Below are 17,586 nucleotides of genomic sequence, written 5' to 3' on the forward strand. Positions count from 1 at the left end.
ACCATTATCAGGCGAAAATTAGAGGATATAGTAATCAGGATGTTGCCTGGCCAGAGTCAGGTAAATGGATATAGGGTTAGATGACAAGAATGAAGTCCGCAATATTCAGTAGCAAGCACCTTTTGATGGCTAAGATTCTGTTCTTAGGCCTAGCGCTTGGCATGTCTAATAGCTTTGCAGAAAAAAATAAAAAGCCAAGCCTGCCTAAGTCATATGAGAGCAAAGCTGCTCCCGCAGAAATTACTGATACCGATCGGATGTTTATTGATCTGCGTGAGGCTGCAAAAAAGAACGATGTATTTCGGACCCAACAACTCTCTTCAAATTTAACTAACTATCCATTTGATGATTACGTAGCTTATTTCCGCATCAAACCCCAGTTATTTGATAGCGCTGGAGGCGTACGTAATGACTATGGTGCTGATTCTCAAGTTCTTGCATTCTTAAATCAATATCATGGCACGGCCCTGGCGGATCGTATGCGCAACGATTGGCTTTTGGTTTTGGGTAAGCGTAGAGATTGGGCACGCTTTGATGCTGAATACGCTAAATTTGTGTTGGATGACGATATACAAGTGAAGTGCTACTCCTTGCTATCCAAGCTATCTCAGGGTGAAAACCCAACTAAGCTAGCAATTGATTCGCGTTCAGTCTTATTGGACCCAAGTTATTTTGGGCAGGCTTGCCAAGAGCTGGTGCCATCATTGGTTGCTGTAGGCGGTATGTCTCCAAGTGAAGCCAGGGCGATTGGCCGTGCTGCTAGCGAAAGGGGTTTTGACACCATGGCACGTCGCCTTGGTGGTGAAGATCCTATAGGGGATATTGTGAAATCTGCTAGAGCAGATCCAGCAAAAGCCTACCGTGACTTTTCTCAAAATGCTTCGCGTTACAGCAAAGAAAACCAAGCAGTTGCATGGGGTGTGATCGGACAGTTTTTAGCAAAAAAGTTAGATCCTAATGCGGATGATGCTTATCGTTTGCAGCAGGAGCTTGGTTACAACGAGCTCCTTTCAGTTGAATCGCAAGAGTGGAAAGTGCGTGCTGGCTTGCGCGCCAAGGATTGGGCCCTAGTAAAGAATGCTATTGATGGTATGAATCCAGCAGTACGTGCTAAAGATCCCGCATGGACCTATTGGTATGGCCGCGCATTAAAAGCGGAAGGTCAGGACGCTAAGGCCAAAGAGAGTTTTGAGTTGATTGCTGATCAATACAACTTTTATGGTCAATTGGCACGTGAAGAGCTAGGTAAATCGAATCATGCGCCTGCTAAGACTAAGGTAACTGAACAAGAGATTGATGCGATGGCAAGTCGTAAAGGATTTATTCGAGGCGAGCGCTTATACGCCATGAACTTGCGCTTTGAAGGTAATCGCGAGTGGAATTGGGAATTGCGCAACATGACAGATAAACAGTTGTTGGCTGCAGCCGAATATGCGAAGCGCATTCATCTCTATGATCGTGTTGTAAATACCGCTGATCGCACAAAGCAAGAGCATGACTTTACTTTGCGTTATCCAACACCATTTAAGGAAGAGCTATCCCCGATTGCTCGCCAAATTGATTTGAATCTTGCATGGGCTTACGGCTTGATTCGTCAGGAGTCACGCTTCATTATGAATGCTGCATCCTCTGTGGGTGCATCTGGCTTGATGCAGGTGATGCCAAATACCGCCAAGTACGTAGCTAAAAAAATTGGTATGACGAATTACACCAATGACAAGCTGAGCGACACAAATACGAACCTGATATTGGGTAGCAATTATTTAAACATGGTCCTCATTGATCTTGATGGTTCTTGGGTTTTGGCCTCAGCGGCCTATAACGCGGGGCCTTCTCGATCAAAGGCTTGGCGTGAAAAGTTGTCCGGACCTACCGAAGGCGCCATCTTTGCAGAAACCATTCCATTTACAGAAACACGAGTGTATGTAAAGAATGTCCTCTCCAATGCGAATTACTATTCATCTGTAATGAATGGTCAAACACAATCTTTAAAACAACGATTGGGTGTGATTGCGCCAAAGGCTGCAACCCAATCTGAGCTTCCTTAAAAAATTAATTGTTCCTCCAGGCAAAGAGATTCTCATATGAAATACGACATCCTTCTAATTGGTGGCAATGGATTTGTGGGGCGAGTTATTGCAGCGCAACTCCAGCTTGCAGGCTATTCTGTATTGATTCCAACAGGCCATTTGGCTGCCGCACGTGAATTACGAATGTTGCCCAAGGTGCACGTTGAAGATGTAGATATTCATGATTTTGATGTACTCCAAAATCTTTGCGGGCGCATTCATAAAAATGGAGCAGTAATAAATTTGGTTGGTGTCTTACATGACAAGACAGCTCAGCCCTATGGAAAGATATTTAATGCGGCTCATGTGGATTTGCCAAAAAATATCATTACGGCGATGCAGCTACACGGCTTAAGGCGCTATTTACACATGAGTGCACTGGGTGCAGATTCCAATGGTCCTTCTATGTATCAGCGCAGCAAAGGGGATGGTGAGGCCGCAGTCAAGGCAAGCAATTTGGACTGGACTATCTTTAGGCCATCAGTCATTTTTGGCGCACAAGATCAATTTATTAATTTGTTCTCTAAATTGACTAAGTTGTTACCTGCCATGCCTTTAGCGAACCATCAGGCTCAGTTTCAACCGGTGAGCGTGGATGATGTTGCGTTCGCTTTTGTGAAATCGTTATCAATGCCACAAACAATTCATCAATCTTATGACTTGGTGGGCCCAACTGTTTATACGATGAAAGAAATCGTTGAGTTTTCTGCTCGTAGGGTAAAAACAAGTTGCGCCATTATTCCGGTACCAGCCTTTGTGGGTTATTTGCAGGCACTCGCCTTTGAGTTCTTGCCGGGTCCCACCTTAATGTCTCGCGACAATATTGCTTCGATGCAATTACCGAATGCTTTGCCTGCAAACGGTGTCGATGCGCTGACAGCGGTATTTAAAATAAGTCGTCGCAGTCTAGAGGGCATGCAGTAATGAAGGTCTATGCAGTAGGTGGGGCCATACGGGATGCCTTAATGGGCTTGCCTGTGCACGATATTGATTATGTTGTGGTGGGTTCCAGCGCAGAAGAGATGATTGCCAAGGGTTACCGCCCTGTGGGTAAGGATTTTCCGGTCTTCTTACACCCAGATACTCAAGCTGAATACGCGCTTGCTCGTACTGAGCGCAAGACGGGACAAGGTTATAAAGGCTTTCATTTTTATGCCGATCCTTCCGTTACTCTGGAGCAAGACTTAGAGCGTCGTGATTTAACAATTAATGCAATGGCGCAAGAAGTTGGCGCAGACGGAAAGCAATTTGGGCCAATTATTGATCCCTATAACGGGCAAGAAGATTTAGCCGCCAAAATATTTCGGCATGTGTCCGATGCATTTGCAGAAGATCCGCTACGTCTATTACGCATCGCTCGATTCTCTGCACGTTTTCCGGAATTTAGCGTAGCGGAAGAAACCCTCATAGCGTTAAAGGCAATTGTTCAGTCGGGTGAGTTAAGGGCTTTGTCAGCCGAGCGTATCTGGCAGGAGCTAGCTAGAGGTTTGGTTGCTGCGAATCCCATGCACTTGTTTCAGGTCTTATTGAATACGGGCGCCGCTAGTACGCTATTGCCATCGACATTGGTCGCTAAGTTATCTGAAGAGTCTTTTCGTGAGGCATTAATTGCGCACTTCTCTTGCGCCAGCAATGGCTTAGATGAGCGATGCGCAATTACCTTGATGGATTTGACTGCAAGTGAAATTCGCTCTTGGGCTGATTGTGTTCGTATGCCAATCGAAGTGCGTGATTTCAGCGAAATATTTAGTGACTTGAGAGTTTTGGTAAATAATCATCTCAATCATCCTTACCAAGCTGTAGATATTTTGACTTGGTTCAATCGCGCGGATCTATGGCGCAAGCCAGATCGCATTCAAGCAATTTTCAATCTTGCTGACAAGCTAGGCATGAACGTTTTACCTTTAATGAATGCAATGCGTAATGCCCAAGCAATCAATACTGCAGAAATTATTGCAAGCATTGCGGCAGAAGATCGCTCTAATGGCGAGCTTATTGGTAGTGCGTTTGAGTCTGCAAGATTGGCTGCAATTACTGCAGCGCTAAATTCTTAATACTTCATACTAAAGTCTATTTCTGCCGCGTAGGCCTGGCAGATCCTCAAGGACATGGCCTGGTAGCAAGCTTTCTAAGTTCTTAGAAAATGCAAAAGCCTTAAAGAGTTCACCCATCTCCGCCTCAGACAATAATTTTTGCAGGGAGTTGGAGATAGGAAGAAATGTTTCTGGATTACTAGGATCCCCAATGTCTAGAGCAATATCGCCAATCCCTGCATCCAGCAAGTAGGCAGCTTGATTGGTGAGATATACATCATCTACATTTTCTGTCAATGCGCTACGCGCAATTTGTGACCAATCAACGTGCGTTGTTAGGTCACAAAGACCTGGAAGATAAAAAGGGTCTTGAATCGCATGATGACGATGATGAGCCATCAGCGTGCCTTCAAGTCTTTGAGGATGATAGTACTCGCTCTCCGGAAAGCCATAATCGAATGTTAGAAACAGGCCAAATTCTAGATGCTCTGAGACTTGCTGCATCCAAGCATTTGCCGGTGTATGCAGTTCGGTGACATAGCCCTCTGAAAAATTGCCACTTAATAAACTTTCGGGAAGCAACTTTTGTTCAACGGGCAAACCTACTTTCCAAGTGAGAGTCTCATTCTCAAAAGCAACTCCATGCCAATACCAAAATCCATCTTTAAAAATGATGGCATCACACGGAATGGCATCGATCACTTCATTGGCAAGAATGATGCCTTTGAAATTTTTAGGCAATTCACTAAGCCAATTGCTTTGCGTTTTTAGAGTAAGTTGTTTGACAGTTGCATCAATTCTTTCCTGTTGACGCTGCGCTAAATCTGGCGAAATTTCAATAATGTCGTAACGGTCTAATTGAAATCCAAGATCATTCAGGCGTGTGAGTATGGATGTGGCTAACTTTCCGGTGCCTGCACCAAACTCTAAAATTTGTGTTGGTAAACCTTTATTTTTGAAGCCCTCAAGTACTGGCAGGAGGGTCGAGCAAATAGCCGCGCCAAATAAGGGGCTTAACTCAGGGGCGGTGGTGAAGTCACCCCCAGCACCCAGTTTGTGGGCCCCAGCGCTGTAATAACCCATACCGGGCTCATATAAAGCCATCTCCATATAGCGAGAAAAGGGCAGCCACCCGCCCTGGGAGGCAATTTGAGAGGCTATTTTGGCCTTTAGAAGCGCACTATGCTCCGTTTCAAGGCTGGTCAAGGTAATATCCATAGCTCGCTAGTCTAAGAGAATTTAATTGAACCCTAGTTCAACATCCCCATCCCAGCAAACAAAGGCAGTTTTAGTGACTGGCGCCGCAAAGCGTCTCGGTCGAGAGATTGCCTTGCAGTTTGCCCGTCAGGGCTGGGATGTTGCTATTCATTATGGGCGATCAGGCCCAGAGGCCGCCCAAACGGTTGAAGATATTAAGGGGTTAGGAGTCAAAGCGAAGGCTTTTCAGGCGGATTTAGCCGATGAAGTCTCAACGAACAATCTTTTTAAAGCCGCTAGCAATGCCTTTCCGCATTTGAGCTGCCTAGTCAATAGCGCCTCTATCTTTGAATACGATCGCGCCAACTCAGATACCCCGTTAAGCGGAAAAAGCTTACAAGAGCATATGCAGGTTAATTTGACGACACCAATTTTGTTATCTCAACTGATGTTTGATTATCAAAAAAACAAGTCAAGCAAATCCGATGTGATCCCTGCGGTGATTCCAGTTGTAATTCAATTGTTAGATCAAAAGTTGATTAACCTCAATCCAGATTATTTGTCATATACGCTATCAAAAGCCGCACTACTGTCTTCCGTTGAACTATTAGCAATGGATTTTGCGCCGCATCTACGAGTAGTGGGATTGGCTCCTGGAATCTCGCTTCCGTCTGGCAATCAAACGAATGATGGTTTTTCAAAGGCGCATCAAATGACGCCATTAGGAAAATCTTCAACACCTGCAGATATTGCAAAAGCAGCAGTATTTTTAGCAGAGTCTGGCGCCATAACTGGAACCACTTTATACGTGGATGGAGGGCAGCATTTATTGCCATCTACTCGCGATGTGATGTTCAAAACTGATTAAGTATTTTAAAAAAGTAAATATAAATGCACGCCATTCTTTCTCACCCTGCTCTTGTTGACTGCCGTCGCTTATTTTTACGTGACTACGAAATCTATATCAACATCGGTGTCCATGACTTTGAGAAAAAAGCAGAGCAGCGCGTCATTTTGAATGTAGACCTCTACATTCCTTTGGCGATGAACACGCCAACTCAGGATCAGTTAGACGAAGTGGTGGATTACGATTTTATGCGTGAAACCATCAAAGCTAGGGCCTCTCAGGGCCATATTCATTTGCAAGAGACATTTTGCGACGATATCGTGGCGGCCATGTTGTCGCATCCCAAAGTATTGGCGGCACGTGTTAGTACAGCCAAGCCTGATGTGTATCCGGATTGCCACTCAGTGGGTGTTGAAGTATTTCGTATTAAGACGTCTTAGAGTAATAGTGCAGAAAAGAACGTAATAGTTATGGGCGATATTCGTAAAGTTATCTTCGAAGAAAATAAGTTAGAGAAAAAACTCTGTCGCTTGGTCGGCCAAGCTATTGGCGACTTTGGCATGATCGAAGATGGCGATAAGGTGATGGTGTGCGTATCTGGCGGCAAAGATAGTTATGCCATGCTCGATATATTGATGAAGTTGCGTGAGCGTGCTCCTATCAATTTTGAAATCGTCGCAGTGAATTTGGATCAAAAGCAACCCAACTTTCCTGCAGAAATATTGCCCAATTACTTAAAGGGCTTAGGTGTTCAATATCATATTGAAGAGCAAGATACTTACAGCATTGTGAAGCGCGTAATTCCTGAAGGTAAAACTACTTGTGGACTGTGCTCACGTTTACGTCGTGGCATTTTGTATCGCGTGGCAGATGAATTGGGTGCAACAAAGATTGCGCTGGGGCATCATCGTGATGACATCTTAGAAACCTTGATGCTCAATATGTTTTATGCGGGCAAGCTCAAGGGTATGCCACCAAAACTGAGGTCTGATGATGGTAAGCACATTGTGATTCGTCCATTAGCCTATGTTCCCGAGAAATTGCTAGGGCGTTACGCGGCAGACATGAACTTTCCCATCATTCCATGCGATCTATGCGGCAGTCAGCCCAATCTTCAGCGCCAAGTGATGAAAGAAATGTTGCGTGACTGGGAAAAAAAGCATCCAGGCCGAGTGGAAAACTTATTCCGATCTATGCACCACATAGTCCCATCCCATTTGATGGATGGAGAGGCGTTTGATTTCAAAAACCTAGAGATTTCCACCGAGCTCTTTGGAATTGCCGCCAGGTCTACTGGCGATAAGGCAATTGATGAGGCTGAATTGGACGAATTAGCCTGTGGAACCATGATTCAGGGGACTTATAATCCCCTTCTATGAATATCGTCATTTTGGCTGCTGGGCAAGGAAAGCGGATGAGATCCGCTCTGCCCAAAGTCCTGCAAAATCTAGCAGGCAAACCCCTCCTTCAGCATATTCTCAGTACCGCACTTTCGTTGCAGGATAAGAAGGCAAAAAAAGGCCCTGTTGTCGTTGTTGGGCATGGAGCAGCAGACGTTAAATCATTTCTATTAAATGCCAGCAAAGAAAATCCAAGCTTTGGCAAAGTAGTGACTGCGCTTCAGGTTGAGCAAAAAGGCACTGGTCACGCTTTATTGCAGGCATTGCCCAAATTGGATGTTCAAGAGCCCACGCTGGTTTTGTATGGCGATGTTCCGCTGACAACAAAAAGGACTCTCGCTAAATTGGCAAAGTTGGCGGATGGTGTGCGAGGTCAAGATAGTGCGCTTGCACTTCTGACACAAAACTTAAGCAATCCCACTGGTTATGGCCGTATCGTGCGCGATACTGATGGCTCAGTAAAAGAGATTGTTGAAGAGAAAGACGCAACCCCAGCGCAAAAACAGATTCAAGAAATCAATACCGGCATCATGGTGTTACCAACGAACTCATTAAAAAAATGGTTAAAGGCTTTGCGTGCAAGTAATGCACAGGGCGAGTATTACTTAACCGATGTGATCGCTATGGCGGTTAAAGATGGCGTACCTATTCGGACAACACAGGCAGATGATGAGTTTGAGACTGTTGGCGTCAATAGTCGCGATCAACTGGCTGCGCTTGAGCGTGTACATCAACTTAATATTGCTAATCAATTAATGGATGCAGGTGTATCTCTTGCTGATCCGGCACGCATTGATGTGCGGGGTACTTTAGAGTGTGGCACAGATGTTTCGATTGATGTTGGATGTATATTTGAGGGCTGTGTTACTTTAGATGCTGGTACAAAGATTGGCCCTTACTGTGTGATTCGCAATAGCGTTATTGGTAAGGGTGTAGTGATTCATGCATACAGCCATGTAGATGGTGCAAAAGTAGGCAATCAATCTCTTATTGGTCCATATGCTCGCTTACGTCCAGGCGCAGATTTATCACACGACGTTCATATTGGTAACTTTGTTGAAGTCAAGAACAGCAAAATTGCTGCTAACAGCAAAGCTAACCATTTAGCTTATGTTGGAGACTCTATTGTTGGGTCTAGAGTCAATATTGGCGCGGGCACCATTACTTGTAATTACGACGGCGTAAATAAGCATCAAACCATTATCGAAGATGATGTTTTCATTGGCTCAGACACACAGCTCGTTGCGCCGGTGCGCGTAGGTCGTGGTGCCACATTGGGTGCCGGTACCACACTCACGAAAGATGCTCCAGCAAATCAGTTGACCGTATCGAGAGCAAAGCAAATTTCATTGCAGTGGCAGCGCCCTGTAAAGCAAGAAAAAAAGAATGTCATTAAAAAGCCGGCCGCAAAAAAAGTAGTGGTTAAAAAAGTAACCGCAAAGAGGGCGGCAAAAAAAGCAGCGAAGAAAACTGTGAAAGGTAAAAAATAATGTGCGGTATTGTTGGCGCAGCCTCTCATAAAAATATTGTTGATGTTTTGGTTGAGGGTTTACGCCGCCTAGAGTACCGCGGTTACGACTCTTGTGGTTTTGCGGTCATCAATGGCAATGACGCTAAACACCCAATTGAGCGGGCACGTACTACGGCGCGTGTTTCTGAGTTAGCCGATCAAGGTAAGGATTTTGTTGGCACCCTTGGTATTGCTCATACCCGCTGGGCAACCCATGGCAAGCCAGATACACAAAATGCCCACCCACATATCTCTAATAGCTTAATTGCAGTTGTACATAACGGGATTATTGAGAATTACGAATCACTTCGCACTGAATTAAAAGCTGCTGGGTATATGTTTACTTCCGAAACTGATACGGAGGTGATTGCTCATTTAGTTCATCAGCAATATGTTGCTAGCGGACAAAAAGATATTGCACAGTCGGTTAGAGTGGTGCTGCCAAAATTACACGGCGCCTATGCTATCGGCGTAATTGCCCAAGACAACCCAAACACGCTAATCGGCGCGCGTGTTGGTTCGCCTCTAGTGGTAGCAATAGGGGATCATGAGCGCTTTTTGGCATCCGATGCGCTGGCTTTGGCTGGGCGCGCTCATTCCATGTTGTATTTGGAAGAGGGTGATGTTGCAGTTCTCAAGGCGGATAGTGTTGAGGTGATTGATCAAGCAGGCAAGCCTGCCCAAAGAGAGCTAAAGTCTATGCCGGCGCAGGCTGACTCGGTTGATTTGGGGCCGTATCAGCACTACATGCAAAAAGAAATTTTTGAGCAACCCCGTGCAATTGGCGATACGCTGGCTAATATTGCTGAATTTGGTCCTGGATTATTTAATGCAAATCCTAAAGACTGGAAAGCCTTCGATCAAATTTTGATTTTGGCTTGTGGCACAAGCTACTACTCAGCTTGTGTTGCTAAATATTGGTTAGAAGACATTGCTAGCATTCCAACGCAAGTTGAAATAGCAAGTGAGTACCGCTATCGCACTACCGTTCCCAATCCAAAAACGTTGATTGTTGTTGTTTCACAATCTGGCGAGACGGCTGATACCCTGGCTGCTTTACGTCATGCCAAGAGCTTAGGGCATAAATTCACTTTAGCAATTTGTAATGTGGCTAGTAGTGCTATGGTTCGCGAAACTGACTGGCATTTCTTGACCAAGGCTGGCGCTGAAATTGGCGTTGCTTCAACAAAAGCATTCACTACACAACTCTTGGCTTTGTATCTCTTGGCAGTCTCATTAGCGAAACGTACCGGTAGAATTTCTGCTGAAAAAGAGAAAGAATTGCTTCGTGATTTACGTCACCTACCTAAAGCCTTGCATGCGGTTTTGGCGCTGGAGCCGCAAATAATTGCCTGGAGCGATGCTTTTGCTAAATGTGAGAATGCGCTCTTCTTAGGTCGTGGCTTGCATTACCCAATCGCACTAGAGGGCGCCTTAAAGCTGAAAGAAATTTCATACATTCATGCAGAGGCATACCCCGCTGGAGAGTTAAAGCATGGGCCTCTTGCTCTAGTAACTGAAAAGATGCCCGTAGTAACGGTTGCACCAAATGACATTCTTTTGGAAAAGCTAAAATCCAATATGCAAGAAGTAAAAGCACGTGGCGGCAAGCTTTACGTATTTGCTGATCAAGATACCCACATCTCTAGTAGCGAGGGTATCAATGTAATTAAGTTACCAGAGCACTACGGAAGCCTTTCACCTATCCTGCACGTAGTACCCCTACAGTTGTTGGCGTATCACACAGCTTGCGCACGCGGCACCGATGTAGATAAGCCTAGAAATTTGGCTAAGAGTGTCACGGTTGAATAACTTTTTTGGCTCGTTTGACATTCGCCTAAAGTTGTGAACAAAATTCAGTAGATAAATCAGGACTTTACGAAGTCCTGATTGCATTTTTGTGTTCAAATAACTCTTGTAAAAGAGGATATTTGTTGCAACCCATGTTTTTGTCGATGCCCCGGTTCTCACGTTTGAACTTTCTTTCGCTTATTTGTGCGGGGACTCTCTCTGCGTGCGCGGTTGGCCCAGACTTTAAGCAACCAGAAGCACCCAAGACTTCTTCGTATACTGAAACCCCTCTATCTAAAAAACTCACACCCGCTCCCGGTGTACCTGGTGGTAGTGATCAAGAGTTTGTTGAAGGCGCTGATATTGAGGCGCAATGGTGGGAGCTTTATAAATCTCCAGAGCTTGATGCCCTTATTAAAAAAGCGCTAGAGCAAAATCCAAATTTGGGTGCGGCAGATGCAGCACTTCGTGCGGCTCAAGAAAACGTCAATGCACAAATTGGTGGGCAGTACTTTCCGGCAATCGGCGTTGGCGCAAACGCATTAAGACAGAAGCAACCCTCTGCTGTTTATGGTTTGAATTATGGTACCGATACCTACAACCTCTACAACACTAGCGTCAATGTTACTTATAAGCTAGATGTTTTTGGTGGGGCACGTCGAGCGGTAGAAGGTGCGCGTGCGCAAGCAGAGGTTGCACAGTTTCAGCTTGAGGGCGCCTATCTTTCTTTAACGGCCAATGTAGTTACTGGAGCAGTTAGAGAGGCAGCTCTTCGTGCTCAGATGCAGGCCACAGAAGAAATTTTGAAAGCTCAAACGAATCTTGCTGAAGTAACTGAAAAACAGTTACTTATTGGTACAGTTTCTAAAGTAGACGTCACCTCTCAACGCACATTAGTTTCAAGTTCTCAAGTGGATCTATTCAACTACGAAAGAAACTTAGCGTTTGCTCGTAACCAGTTGGCAGTACTTGTGGGCGAGATTCCAAGTAATGCCAATATTGCTAAGTTTGATTTGGCAAATTTAAAATTGCCAGAGAAGTTGCCTCTCTCTGTGCCATCTAGCTTGGTACGTCAACGTCCTGACGTGCGTGCTGCAGAGGCACAATTAAAAGCGCAGAATGCCTTTGTGGGCGTTGCAACGGCTAACTTATTGCCGCAATTTAATATCACTGGATCCATTGGTGCCGCCGCACTCACTTCAAGTAATTTATTTGGGCCGAACTCATCACTATGGACTTTAGGCGGCGGTATTTTGCAACCACTCTTCCAGGGTGGTCAGTTGTTGGCACAACGTCGTGGCGCAATTGCCAATTACGAGCAAGCAGCTTTTCAATATCAAGCAACCGTCTTAAATGCATTTCAAGAAGTTGCTAATGCGTTACGTGCTCTAGAGACTGGTGCCCAAGCCTTAAAGTCGGCATCAGACGCTGAGCGTTATGCCTATGAAACTTTAGATCTAGTACAGCAGCAATACAAGTTGGGCACAGCAAGTTACTTGGCAGTGCTTTATTACCAAAATCAGTATCAACAAGCAAAAGTGAAATCAGTTTCTGCACAAGCAACTCGTTTCTCAGATACGGCAGCATTATTTGCAGCACTGGGTGGTGGCTGGTGGAATCGTGATGGCCCTGCTTTTAAACCAAAAGACATAGCGAACAAAGATCAAAATGAAACTTCTGGAAAAAATTAAGAACAAGCTCATTGCTTTGGTTCTTGCCCTATGGGTATGGACCAAACGCAAGGCAATTGAGTGGAAATTGCGTGAAAGAGCCATCGCCCTTTGGGAAAAAGCAAAAGCTTTTTGGGCTCGTATGGGGCAAAAATGGCGCGGCACTAAAGCGCATGAAAAATTAATGGCTATGGAGCCGCTACCTCGCCGTATGACCATCATGCTTTGTGGCGTGTTTCTATTGCTAGGTTTAATTTTTGCTTTTAATCAGCTAAAGACTTTTTTAATTAAAAATTTCATTGCTGGCATGGGCTTGCCTCCAGCAACTGTTTCCACCATGGTAATTGAACCTTCAGAGTGGCAGCCTAAATTAACTAGCGTAGGCAATGTGCGTGCATTCAGGGGCGTTGAGCTCAGCACTGAATTGGGTGGCCTTGTGCAAATGGTGCCCATTAAGTCTGGGCAAGATGTCAAAGAAGGTGATTTACTGATTAAATTAAATGATGCTTCTGATGTTGCGCAGTTAAATTCATTAAAGGCCATGGCTGATTTAGCCAAGGTAATTAATGAGCGCGATAGGCAGCAATTAGAAATTCAAGCAATTAGCAAAAACGTTTTTGATACAAGTGCTGCAGATGCCAAATCTAAGCAAGCTCAGGTAGAGCAGCAGACTGCATTAGTAGCCAAGAAGAATCTTAAAGCGCCATTTAGTGGGCGCATCGGTATTGTGGCTATCAATCCAGGTCAGTATGTGAACCCGGGAGACAAGTTACTAACGCTGCAAACCTTAGATCCTATCTTTGTGGATTTCAATTTGCCACAAAATAATGCAGAACAAATTCAGGTTGGCCAAGAGGTGGTGGTGACAACCGATGCATTTAAGGATGCCAGCTTCACGGGGAAAATTACAGCAGTTAGCCCAAAGGTAGATACCAATACCCGCAATATTCAGGTTGAGGCTCAATTAGCTAACCCAGATAAGAAAATTCTGCCGGGCATGTTTGCTAACGTCAATATCAAGCTTGGCGATCAGGTGAAGTACTTAACGCTCCCGCAAACGGCGGTTACTTACAATCCTTATGGTTCAACAGTCTTTATCGCTAAGCCGACTGGCAAGAAGGATAAGAAAGGCAATCCCGCTCTTGAGGCGCAACAAGTATTTGTAACAACTGGATTAACACGTGGCGATCAAGTGGCTATTCTCAAAGGTGTTGATGAGGGGGCAACCGTTGTTACTAGTGGTCAGTTGAAGTTAAAGAATGGCACGCCACTGATTATTAACAACAAGGTGCTACCAGCAAACTCACCTGATCCAAAGCCTCAGGAATAAATAGCAGATGAATTGGACTGACATATTCATCCGCAGGCCAGTGCTCTCCATGGTGGTGAGTGCTCTTGTATTGATCTTTGGTTTGAAGGCAATTGGTTCCTTGCCAGTAAATCAGTATCCGCAAACACAAAATGCGATTGTGACCATTACAACCGCTTACTTCGGCGCAGACCCAGAGACTATTGCGGGCTTTATTACTCAGCCACTAGAGGCCTCCATAGCGCAGGCGCAAGGTATTGATTATCTCTCTTCAACGAGTGTAAGCGGTGTCTCTACCATTATTGCAACCTTGAAGTTGAATTACGATTCAAACGCAGCGTTGACGCAGATACAAACGCAAATTAGTGCAGTCAAGAATCAGCTGCCACCCCAAGCACAGCAACCAATTTTGACGGTACAGGTTGGTCAATCTACTGCTGCCATGTACATGGGTTTCTATAGCGATGAAATTCCCAACAACGCAATTACTGATTACTTATTACGTGTTGTAAAGCCGAAGTTAGATTCTGTAGAGGGCGTTCAAAACGCAGAAATTACTGGTGGTCGTAAGTTTGCTTTGCGTGCTTGGCTTGATCGCGAAAAGATGGCAGGTTTGGGTGTTGGTGCAGATGATGTCTATAACGCTTTGGCAGCAAATAACTACTTGTCAGCCGTTGGTAGCACCAAAGGCGATATGGTGGCGGTGGATTTGGTTGCTGGCACCGATTTACATACGCTGGAAGAGTTTCGTAGGTTGGTCATTAAACGAGATGGCATAAATATTGTTTATTTGGAGCAGGTAGCTAATGTCACTTTAGGTTCTGAGGACTACAACACCAACGTAGCCTTTAGCGGCAAGCGCTCTGTCTTTATTGCGATTAAGGTGGCGCCACAGGCTAATCTATTAGATGTTGCGCAACGTGTTCGAGATGTAGTTCCTGATATTCAGAAGCAATTGCCAATTGGCATGACTGGCAAGATTGTTTACGACTCAACCAAATTTATTACTAGCTCTATTGATGAAGTGATTTCCACTTTGTTAGAGGCTTTGATTATTGTGACAGCAGTGATTTACCTTTTCTTGGGCAGTGCTCGTGCAGTTGCAGTCCCAGTTATTGCAATGCCTTTATCTCTCATCGGCACATTCTTCCTAATGCAGATTTTGGGTTATTCCATTAATTTGCTCACTCTCTTAGCGTTGGTTCTGGCTATTGGGCTCGTGGTTGATGACGCCATCATCGTTGTTGAAAACGTTGACCGTCATATGAAAGAGGGTAAATCGCCCTTGGAGGCTTCATTAATTGCTGCGCGTGAATTAGGTGGCCCAATTTTGGCAATGACAGTTGTGTTGATTGCGGTGTATATCCCAATTGGCTTCCAGGGTGGCTTAACCGGCGCTTTATTTACTGAATTTGCATTTACCCTGGCTAGTGCAGTAGCGGTTTCTGGATTGATTGCGTTAACGCTATCCCCGATGATGTGTTCTCGTATCTTCACCGAAGAACAAGAAGCTTCATCATTTGTGCAAAAGATTGATCACATCTTTGATAAGGTCCATCACAGCTATCAAAACACTTTGCGTGAATTATTAAGTACGTGGCAAGTCATCATTGTGATGGGTGTCATTTTGCTTGGTGGCGTTACCTATCTTTATGCAACTGCGCGTTCTGAATTAGCGCCAACAGAAGATCAAGGCATTGTTTTGATGCAAGCATCAGGACCGCCTAATAGTACAGTTAATCAAATGCAGACTTATGCCGATCAAATTTACGCAATCGCTGCTGCAGAACCAGAGTATGAGCAGGCTTTTCAGATCACAAGCCCAACCTCTAGCTTTGGCGGTATTTTGCTCAAAGACTGGGGTGAGCGTAACCGTAACGCCACCAAGTTCCAAGAAGATATGCAGCAGAAATGGAATTCCATCGCAGGCGCACGTGTAGCGGCTTTCCAATTCCCGGCATTGCCTGGTGCGCAGGGTTTACCTGTTCAGGTGGTGATCAATACTACAGAATCGTATGCACAGCTCAATGAAGTCTCCCAAGCGGTTCTGGACAAAGCACGTAGAAGCGGTAACTTCTTCTTCGTCGATTCGGATTTGAAGATTGATAAACCGCAGGATGTCTTGGAAATCGATCGTGAAAAAGTGGCTGCTTTGGGAATGACACAACAACAAGTGGGTGCATCGCTTTCCGCGGCTTTAGGTGGTGGCTTTGTCAATTATTTCTCGGTATCTGGACGCTCTTATCGAGTGATTCCACAAGTGAAACAAGTTGATCGTTTAAATCCAGATCAAATCTTGGATTACTATATCCGCACTCCAAGTGGTGCCATGGTTCAGGCGCGTACTATTGCATCCATTAAGCAAAGAGTGGTGCCGCAATCAATTAATCACTTCCAACAATTAAACTCAGCGACGATCTCAGGTGTAAGCACGCCATTTATCTCGCAGGCAGATTTACTGGAGTTCATGCGTCAGACCTTGAAAGAAGTTGCGCCTAATGGTTACAGCATGGATTACGCTGGCCCATCACGTCAATTTATGTCTGAGTCTGGGGGCTTCTTAGTCACTATGTTCTTCGCAATCTTGATTGTGTTTTTGGTGCTTGCGGCTCAGTTTGAAAGCTTCCGGGATCCGATTGTGATTTTGGTTTCTGTGCCTTTGGCTTTGTTTGGTGCCCTGATCTTTATTAATCTAGGATTCACCACCTTAAATGTGTATACCCAGGTGGGATTAGTTACGCTGATGGGATTGATTAGTAAGCACGGTATTTTGATCGTGGAATTTGCTAACGAATTACAAGAAGCTGGGCGCAGCAAGCTCGATGCCATCGTAGAGGCCAGCAGCGTTCGTTTGCGCCCTATTTTGATGACGACTGCTGCGATGGTCTTAGGGGTATTACCGTTGGTGATTGCCTCTGGTGCTGGTGCTGCGGGTAGACAGTCGATGGGTATTGTGATCTTTACTGGTTTATCGATTGGGACTCTCTTCACACTCTTTGTGGTGCCGGCAATGTATTTATTTATTGGCGCCGATCACCACGCTAAGAAATTTAAGCAGCAGTAAAAACACAAATTAAAAAAACTACTTAACGATATTGAGTTCTTTCTCGGCAATATCGTTAAGGCAAGTTTCTTCTTCGAGGCGTTTTAGCCATACTTCAATATTCTTGAGATCTGCACGTTCTCCAGTTTGCTGCGGGAAGGTTTTGTTTAGCAGAATCCAGCGGCTGACACAGAGGGCGAGAACAATATCACCGATCTGAAATTGATTGCCTGAGCAGTAACTTTGATTTGCGAGTACTTGATCCAACGTGCCAAGAAGTCGGTTAGTTTCTTGGTAGCCCTTCAAAATTGCCTCGTGATTGCGTTCGGCTTCTGGGGTTCGTGTGAGACCTAAAAATGCAATACGTAGCGCTGGCCACATTGTGCCCAATTGCCAATCCATCCATTTCTCAGATTCGTATTGGATCTTGACGTCTGCAGTAAAGCGTCCAGCCTTGTCATGCTGGCGTGCCAAATAACGCATGATGGTATTGGACTCCCAGAGTACAACGTCACCATCTTCTAGGGTAGGAACTAAGCCGTTTGGATTGAGTTTTAAAAACTCAGGCGTGTTGTTGACCCCAAAGTGCAGGCCAGCATCGATACGCTCAAAATCTTTTCCTTCTTTGAGGCCAAGCTCTGCCAGGCACCACAATACTTTTTGTACGTTAATAGAACTTTTACGACCCCATAAACGCATCATGGCATTTCCTTGGAA

Annotated in this window: 13 protein-coding genes; 11 read left to right on the forward strand and 2 right to left on the reverse strand. The window is 45.0% G+C overall.

Annotation, left to right across the window (positions count from 1 at the left end; translation table 11 throughout):
- The first annotated feature begins 89 nt into the window (after positions 1-89).
- Genes ICE93_RS02495 through ICE93_RS02505 form a run of 3 tightly spaced genes read left to right on the forward strand, consistent with a single transcriptional unit; the run spans position 90 to position 4,123 of the window.
- Complete coding sequence (locus tag ICE93_RS02495; protein WP_216185236.1) at positions 90-2,048, forward strand: lytic transglycosylase domain-containing protein; 1,959 nt, start codon at positions 90-92, stop codon at positions 2,046-2,048.
- Between the two features lie 36 nt (positions 2,049-2,084).
- Positions 2,085-2,993: a complex I NDUFA9 subunit family protein gene (locus ICE93_RS02500; protein ID WP_216185239.1), complete on the forward strand. Its 909-nt coding sequence runs from the start codon at positions 2,085-2,087 to the stop codon at positions 2,991-2,993.
- Complete coding sequence (locus ICE93_RS02505; protein WP_216185242.1) at positions 2,993-4,123, forward strand: polynucleotide adenylyltransferase; 1,131 nt, start codon at positions 2,993-2,995, stop codon at positions 4,121-4,123. The genes ICE93_RS02500 and ICE93_RS02505 overlap by 1 nt, the downstream gene beginning before the upstream one ends.
- 9 nt (positions 4,124-4,132) lie before the next feature.
- Here ICE93_RS02505 and ICE93_RS02510 read toward each other — a convergent pair whose 3' ends face one another.
- Positions 4,133-5,320, reverse strand: coding sequence for a class I SAM-dependent methyltransferase (locus ICE93_RS02510; RefSeq protein ID WP_216185245.1), 1,188 nt, complete (start codon positions 5,318-5,320; stop codon positions 4,133-4,135).
- 25 nt (positions 5,321-5,345) lie between these two features.
- Between ICE93_RS02510 and ICE93_RS02515 the strand changes: the two genes are divergently transcribed.
- The 8 genes from ICE93_RS02515 (at position 5,346) to ICE93_RS02550 (ending at position 16,890) form a co-directional block, all read left to right on the forward strand.
- The gene (locus ICE93_RS02515; RefSeq protein WP_216185248.1) at positions 5,346-6,167 is read left to right on the forward strand and encodes an SDR family oxidoreductase; all 822 of its coding nucleotides are present in this window, start codon (positions 5,346-5,348) and stop codon (positions 6,165-6,167) included.
- Between the two features lie 23 nt (positions 6,168-6,190).
- Positions 6,191-6,586: a dihydroneopterin aldolase gene (locus ICE93_RS02520; RefSeq protein ID WP_216185251.1), complete on the forward strand. Its 396-nt coding sequence runs from the start codon at positions 6,191-6,193 to the stop codon at positions 6,584-6,586.
- 30 nt (positions 6,587-6,616) lie between these two features.
- Positions 6,617-7,525, forward strand: a complete 909-nt coding sequence (gene ttcA / locus ICE93_RS02525) for a tRNA 2-thiocytidine(32) synthetase TtcA (protein WP_216185254.1) — start codon at positions 6,617-6,619, stop codon at positions 7,523-7,525.
- Positions 7,522-9,036 carry a bifunctional UDP-N-acetylglucosamine diphosphorylase/glucosamine-1-phosphate N-acetyltransferase GlmU gene (gene glmU, locus ICE93_RS02530; RefSeq protein ID WP_216185257.1) on the forward strand — a complete coding sequence of 505 codons (1,515 nt, stop codon included), beginning with the start codon at positions 7,522-7,524 and terminating at the stop codon, positions 9,034-9,036. Before ttcA ends, glmU begins: the two co-directional genes overlap by 4 nt.
- Positions 9,036-10,868 carry a glutamine--fructose-6-phosphate transaminase (isomerizing) gene (gene glmS, locus ICE93_RS02535; RefSeq protein WP_216185260.1) on the forward strand — a complete coding sequence of 611 codons (1,833 nt, stop codon included), beginning with the start codon at positions 9,036-9,038 and terminating at the stop codon, positions 10,866-10,868. Before glmU ends, glmS begins: the two co-directional genes overlap by 1 nt.
- 119 nt (positions 10,869-10,987) lie before the next feature.
- Positions 10,988-12,538 (forward strand): efflux transporter outer membrane subunit, encoded by a 1,551-nt coding sequence (locus tag ICE93_RS02540; protein WP_255554457.1) that lies wholly within the window; start codon positions 10,988-10,990, stop codon positions 12,536-12,538.
- Positions 12,539-12,707: 169 nt separating this feature from the next.
- Positions 12,708-13,847, forward strand: a complete 1,140-nt coding sequence (locus ICE93_RS02545) for an efflux RND transporter periplasmic adaptor subunit (protein WP_216188234.1) — start codon at positions 12,708-12,710, stop codon at positions 13,845-13,847.
- A 7-nt stretch (positions 13,848-13,854) separates the two neighbouring features.
- Positions 13,855-16,890, forward strand: a complete 3,036-nt coding sequence (locus tag ICE93_RS02550) for an efflux RND transporter permease subunit (protein ID WP_216185263.1) — start codon at positions 13,855-13,857, stop codon at positions 16,888-16,890.
- An 18-nt stretch (positions 16,891-16,908) separates the two neighbouring features.
- Here ICE93_RS02550 and ICE93_RS02555 read toward each other — a convergent pair whose 3' ends face one another.
- The gene (locus ICE93_RS02555) at positions 16,909-17,571 is read right to left on the reverse strand and encodes a glutathione S-transferase family protein (RefSeq protein WP_216185266.1); all 663 of its coding nucleotides are present in this window, start codon (positions 17,569-17,571) and stop codon (positions 16,909-16,911) included.
- Positions 17,572-17,586 lie beyond the last annotated feature (15 nt).

The organism is Polynucleobacter sp. MWH-HuK1 (genome assembly GCF_018881815.1).
Taxonomy (GTDB): Bacteria; Pseudomonadota; Gammaproteobacteria; order Burkholderiales; family Burkholderiaceae; genus Polynucleobacter.